The 6,165-nt window shown below is 71.9% G+C and carries 6 protein-coding genes; all 6 read right to left on the bottom strand.

Annotation, left to right across the window (positions count from 1 at the left end):
- Window positions 1-27: 27 nt before the first annotated feature.
- Window positions 28-987 carry an acetamidase/formamidase family protein gene (locus tag I53_RS16955; RefSeq protein ID WP_043352708.1) on the bottom strand — a complete coding sequence of 320 codons (960 nt, stop codon included), beginning with the start codon at window positions 985-987 and terminating at the stop codon, window positions 28-30.
- A 19-nt stretch (window positions 988-1,006) separates the two neighbouring features.
- Complete coding sequence (urtE, locus tag I53_RS16960; protein ID WP_043352709.1) at window positions 1,007-1,726, bottom strand: urea ABC transporter ATP-binding subunit UrtE; 720 nt, start codon at window positions 1,724-1,726, stop codon at window positions 1,007-1,009.
- Window positions 1,723-2,433 carry an ATP-binding cassette domain-containing protein gene (locus I53_RS16965; RefSeq protein WP_043352711.1) on the bottom strand — a complete coding sequence of 237 codons (711 nt, stop codon included), beginning with the start codon at window positions 2,431-2,433 and terminating at the stop codon, window positions 1,723-1,725. The genes urtE and I53_RS16965 overlap by 4 nt, the downstream gene beginning before the upstream one ends.
- On the bottom strand, window positions 2,430-3,530 hold the full coding sequence (urtC, locus tag I53_RS16970; RefSeq protein WP_043352714.1) for an urea ABC transporter permease subunit UrtC: 1,101 nt from the start codon (window positions 3,528-3,530) through the stop codon (window positions 2,430-2,432). Before urtC ends, I53_RS16965 begins: the two co-directional genes overlap by 4 nt.
- Window positions 3,527-5,146: an urea ABC transporter permease subunit UrtB gene (gene urtB / locus I53_RS16975; protein WP_043352717.1), complete on the bottom strand. Its 1,620-nt coding sequence runs from the start codon at window positions 5,144-5,146 to the stop codon at window positions 3,527-3,529. The genes urtC and urtB overlap by 4 nt, the downstream gene beginning before the upstream one ends.
- The coding region (locus I53_RS16980) for a transporter substrate-binding protein (protein WP_043352719.1) at window positions 5,139-6,165 on the bottom strand (1,027 nt) is incomplete at its 5' end. The genes I53_RS16980 and urtB, both read right to left, overlap by 8 nt.

The raw sequence follows: 6,165 nt of genomic DNA on the forward strand, positions 1-6,165 counted from the left end.
GGGAGGCAGCATCAGCCGAGAATGCGCTCAGGCGGCCCCGGACGTCGACGCGAGGGCAGTCTTGGGCATCAGCATGTGCACGCCCTTGTTGCCGTCGACCGTCTGGGTGATCCGCAGGTTCCCGGCGAGCGAGCACAGCATGTAGGCCTGGTTGCGGGTGAGGCTGGTGCGTGCGCAGACGAGGCGCACCATCTCGCGCACGGCTTGGCGCATCGCCTCGTCGAGGCTCTCGTGCAGGCCGATCGACATCAGGTCGGTGGGCGTCTCGGCGAAGGGCCACGCGCCCGGGAGATCCTTGCGGACGGTGAGGCGGAACGTGCCGGTCAGCCCGGTCTCCAGGGCAGTGATGCAGACCTCGCCGTCGCCCTGCACGCCGTGGCCGTCGCCCGCGTAGAATCCGCCGCCGGGGTTGAACACCGGCAGGTAGAGGGTCGTGCCCACCTTCAATTCCTTGTTGTCCATGTTGCCGCCGAAGGCACGGGGCACCGGGCTGCCGACCCGGCCCCAGGCGGCGGGCGGAGCCGTGCCCATGATGCCGAAGAACGGGTCGAGGGGCAGCTCAGTGCCCCAGGGCAGGCGGCAGAGGCCGCGGGCGGTGTCGATGTCGGCGTGAACGGTCTCGTACTCGGTGAACTCGTCCGGCAGGGTGCCGAGCAGCGGCAGGATCGCCACGAAGCCCCAGTCGAGGCGGAACTTCAGGTCGAGGATGTCGACCTGCAGCATGTCGCCCGGCTCGGCGCCCTCCACGTGGACGGGGCCGGTGACGAAGTGCGGGCCGGGGCCCCGCTCCAGGGTGTCGAGGGCGTGGAGCAGGTCGGCCGGCACCCGGGCGGGGTCGGGGTGGAGCGACTCGCGCCCGCCCGCCGGATGCGAGTGCAGGGTGACGGTGTCGCCCGATTTCACGGTCAGCACGGGCGGCAGCGCGGCGTCGAAATAGCCGAGCACCATGGTCTCGGGCGTCGCGGGGATCTCGTGATGGGTCGACACGGCGGCTCCTTTGCGGATGTCAGACGGCGATGTGACGGGTGAGGGCTTCGGGGTTCAGCACCTTCGGATCGCCGCGCTCGACGACGCTGCCGCGGGACAAGACCACCACGGAATCGGCGACCCGGAGGGCGAAATCGAGATACTGCTCCACGAGCAGCACGGTGATCCGGCCCTTGAGCCCGGCAATCACCGCCTCGATCGCGGCGACGATCGAGGGCTGGATGCCCTCGGTCGGCTCGTCGAGGAGGAGCGCGCGAGGCCGGGTGGCGAGCGCCCGGGCGATGGCGAGCTGCTGCTGCTGGCCGCCCGAGAGGTTGCCGCCCGGACGGTGCCAGAGGCCGCGCAGCGCCGGGAACAGGCCGACCGCCTCGTCAATTGCGTCGGTCCGCTCCAGCCCGTGGGCCCGGGCCGCCACCCGCAGATTCTCGGCGACGGTCAGGTCGGGAAAGATCTCGCGCCCCTGCGGCACGTAGGCCAGGCCCGAGCGGGCGCGCCGGTCGGGCGACAGGCGCGTCAGCTCGGTCCCGTCGAGGGCGATCCGGCCGCGGCTTTCCGGGATCAGCCCGGTGAGGCAGCGCAGCAGCGTGGTCTTGCCGGCGCCGTTGCGGCCGAGCACGGCGAGGCAGGCGCCCGGCTCGATCGTGAGGGCGATGCCGCGCAGCACCTGCGCGCTGCCGTAATGCTGGTCGAGCCCCTCGACGGCGAGGCGTGCGGGCGGAGATGCACACGCTTGCGTCATCGGCCGAGGAACACCTCGATCACCCGGGCGTCGTGGCGGGCGCCTGCCATGCTGCCCTCATAGAGGGTCCGGCCCTCGTGCAGCACCGTCACCCGGTCGGCGATGGCCTCGACGAAACCCATGTCGTGCTCGATCACCAGGATCGCCCGGTCGGGCCGGCGTAAGGCGCGGATCAGCGCGGCGGTCTGGGCGGTCTCGGCGTCGGAGAGCCCGGCCACGGGCTCGTCGAGCAGGAGCAGCGCCGGCTCGGCGGCGAGCACCATGCCGATCTCCAGCCACTGCTTCTCGCCGTGGGCGAGGCGGCCGGCCGGCACCGCGGCGCGGGGTCCGAGGCCGATCTCGCCGAGGACGGAGGCGATGCGGGCGGGCCGCTCGCGGGCGGGGAGCGCGGGCCCGCAGCCGATCTCCAGGTTCTCACGCACAGTGAGCGCGGGGAAGACGCTGGGCTTCTGGAACTTGCGCCGCACGCCGGCCTTCGCGATCTCGGCCTCGGAGCGCTTGGTCAGGTCGATCCGGTCGCCGAGCATCACGCGGCCGGAGACCGGCTTGGTGATCCCTGAGATCACGTCGAGCAGGGTGGTCTTGCCGGCGCCGTTCGGGCCGATCACGGCCCGCACCTCGCCGGGATCGACCGCGAGCGAGACGGCATCGAGGGCCGTGAAGCGACCGAAGGCGACCGTCAGGGCGTCGATGGTGAGGGCGGTCATCGGGCGCCCCGCAGCCAGGTCGGGCGCGGGCGCCAGCCCACGAGGTCGAGGACGCCGTTCGGCAGGACCAGCACCACGACGAGCACCAGCCCCGACAGGATGAACGGCCACGCCTCCGGCATCGCGGCGCTGAGCCAGAACTTCAGGCCGTTGACCAGGATCGCGCCGATCACCGCCCCGCCGAGCCGGCCCAGCCCGCCGATCGCCACCCAGACGGCGATCTCGATGGACAGGTCCGGCGCCAGCACCCGCGGGTTGATGATGCCGACCTGCGGCACGTACAGGATGCCGGCGAGCGCCGCGATCATGGCCGAGAGGCACCAGATCCCGAGCTTGAGCCGGGTGGTGCTGTAGCCCAGCGTGCGCAGGCGGGTCTCGTCGTCGCGGCAGGCGAGCATCCGCCGCCCGATCGCGCTGCCGACGAGGAGCCGCGCGCCGGCCAGCACCGCCGCCAGCGTCAGGAGGGCGGCGACGGCGAGCCCCGTGACGACGCCGGGGGAGCCCATCGGCCAGCCGTACAGCAGCGGGAAGCCGGTCATGCCGTTGTTGCCGCCGAGCCCGGTATCGTTGCGGTACATCAGCAGCATCGCGACGTAGACGAGCGCCTGGCTGATGATCGAGAAGTAGACGCCGTTGACCCGCGAGCGGAACGAGGCCAGCCCGAACACGAAGGCGACGAGGCCGGCGAGCGCCAGGGCGAGGACGAAGGCGTAGGCCGCGTTGTCGAGGCCGGCCCAGTAGGCCGGCAGGCTCTTCCAGCCCATGAACTGCACGAAGTCCGGCAGCACGCCGGTCACGGCCACGCCGTGGGCCAGCAGGTGCATGGCGCAGACATAGCCGCCGATGGCGAAGAACAGCCCGTGCCCCAGGCTGAGTATCCCGAGATAGCCCCAGACCAGATCCAGCGACACGGCGAGGATCGCGAAAGCGGCGAGCTGACCCACCGCGTTGACGAGATACGGGGCGGGCGGTGCCACGAAGAGCCCAGCCGCGGCCGCGAGGCAGAGCCCGACGAGGCCGGCGACCAGGGGATCGCGCACGGCGCGGCGTCCCGGTCCGGCGGGGGCGGCGAGGGCGGTCTGCACGGCGCCGCTCATCGCCGCCGCCGCACGGCGAACAGCCCCTCGGGCCGGCGCTGCAGGAACAGGATGATGCCGACGAGCACGATCACCTTGGCGGCGACCGCGCCGGAGATCGGCTCGATCAGCACGTTGGCGCCGCCGACGCCGACGGCCGCCACCAGGGTCCCGAGGAGGCTGCCGACGCCGCCCAGCACCACGACCATGAAACTGTCGACGATGAAGCCCGAGCCCATGCCGGGGTTGACGCTGTAGATCGGGCAGAGCGCCACCCCGGCGAGGCCCGCGAGCCCCGAGCCCAGCCCGAAGGCGAGGCGGTCGACCCGGCGGGTCGGCAGGCCGAGGCAGGCCGCCATGTCGCGGTTCTGGGTGACGGCGCGGATGTCGAGCCCGAGCGGCGTGCGGCGCAGGATCAGGAGCGTCAGGACGAGGGTCGCCGCCGCGAAGCCGATGGCGAACAGCCGGTTCCAGGTCATCACGAAGTCGGCGTAGAGGGGAACGCCGCCGCTGACATAGGCCGGCATGACGAATTGCAGGTTCTGGGTGCCGACCGTCACGCGGACGAGGTTCACCAGGAACAGGCTCACCGCCCAGGTGGCCAGCAGGCTCATGAGCGGCCGCCGGTAGAGGTGGCGCAGGATCAGCGCCTCGACCCCGATGCCCACCAGGGCGACCGCCCCGAAGGCGACCGGGATGGCGGCGAGCAGGTAGAGGTCGAGCAGGCCGGGGGCGAGGCGGCGGAAGGCCTCCTGCACGCCGTAGGTGGCGTAGGCGCCGAGCATGATGAACTCGCCCTGGGCGAGGTTGATCACGCCCATCAGCCCGAAGATGATCGCGAGCCCGGCCGCCGCCATGAACAGGATGCTGGCGAAGCTCAGGCCGTTGTAGACGACCGCGAGCCCGTCGCCGATCGCCACCGCGCGGGAGACCTGCGCGAGGCCGGCATCGAGGGCCGCCCGGAAGGCCGGATCGGCGGCGTAGGCCGGATCGCTCTTCAGCGCCGCGAGGCGCGCCTCAGCGGCCCCGGACGGGCTCGCGGCCACGGCGGCGATCGCCGCCCGGCGCCGGGCCGGATCGGGCGACGACAGGGCGGCGGCCTGGGCGAGACCGGCGATCGTCCCCTTCAGGCCGGCATCCGTCTCCGCGTCCCGCGCCCGGTCGAGGACCGAAGCCGGAACGGTGGCGATGCGCCGTTCCAGGATCGCGAGACCGGCGGCGCGGGCGGCCGGATCCGGGCCGGTCAGCAGGGCGACGGTGCCGCGCGCGGTCTCCACGGCTGCGCGCTGGCGTAGGCCGAGGACCGGCGCGCGCGCCTCGGCGGCCGGACGCGGCGCGCCGCTGACCGCATCGCGCCCCTCGGATGCGCCCGGGCGGTCGAGCAGAAGTGCGCCCTCCGCCGGGCAGGCGAGACGGCGCTCGGCCAGCGCGCCGAGGAGCCCGCCGGCATAGGCGAGGTCGTCGGCCGCCAGATCGCCGCCGGCTTGCGCGAGACCCTCGGCCGCGCGGACCTGCGCGGCGCCGTCCCCGCACAGACCCGCCGCGAAGGCCGCCCGGTCGATTGGCGCGGCGGAGGCCGGAAACGTCAGCAGCGCCAGACAGCAGAGGGCCAGGAGCGCGCGGAGCCGATCAGCCATAGGGGCTGAACGGGACCGGCTTGGGGGCGTCCGGGGATTGCCAGAGGACGTCGAAGCCGCGCTTCTCGTTGACCGAGCCGATGAACACGCCGCGGGAGACGTAGTTGTTCTCCCCCGTCATGGTCAGCGTGTAGCCCGACGGGTCGTCGAAGCTGAGCCCCGCGAAGGCCTTGCGCACCTCCGGCACCGCGAATGAACCGGCCTTGGCGGCGGCGAGCGCCCAGAGGTTGACGCTGTCATAGGCTGAGACCATCGGGTCGATCACCGTGTCGGCGCTGAACGGGACGTTCTTGGCCTTCACGTAGGCGGCCCAGTCGGCGAGGAACTTTTGGTTGCGCTCGCCCTTGGCTGCCTGGAGATAGGCCCAGCAGTTCAGGTGGCCGACGAGCTTGGCGGTATCGAGCCCCTCAAGGTCCGCCTCCACCATGTCGAGGCCGAGAATCGGCACGTCGGTGGCGCTGATGCCCTGGTTGGCGAATTCGCGCAGGAAGTCGGGGATCGAGGAGCCCACGACGGTGAGCACCACGATCGCTTGGCCGCCCGGCTGGCTGGCGAAGCTGCGGACCTGATTCACCAGCGTCTGGAAGTTCGAGAAGCCGAACGGCACGTATTCCTCGCGCCACGCGCTCTCGGGGATGCCCTTGCTCTTCCAGTAGCCCTTGAGCTGCTTGTTGATCGTGCGCGGCCAGACGTAGTCCGAGCCGATCATGAAGAACCGCTTCGCCCCGACGCCGTCCGGGCCCATCAGGTAATCGACCGCCGGCAGCACGGAACTGGCGGGCGGCGAGTTCACGTAGACGACGTTCTTGGAATTCTCGTCGCCCTCGAAATGGAGCGGGTAGAACAGCAGCCCGTCATTCTGCTCGACCACCGGCAGCACCGACTTGCGCGACACGGAGGTCCAGCAGCCGAACAGGGCCGCGACCTTCTCCTGCTGGAGCATCTGGCGGCCGACCTGGGCGTAGAGCGGCCAGTCGGAGGCGGGATCGGAGGTCAGCACTTCGATCTGGCGGCCGTTG

The sequence above is a fragment of the Methylobacterium sp. B1 genome (assembly GCF_000333255.1).
Classification (GTDB): Bacteria; Pseudomonadota; Alphaproteobacteria; order Rhizobiales; family Beijerinckiaceae; genus Methylobacterium; species Methylobacterium fujisawaense.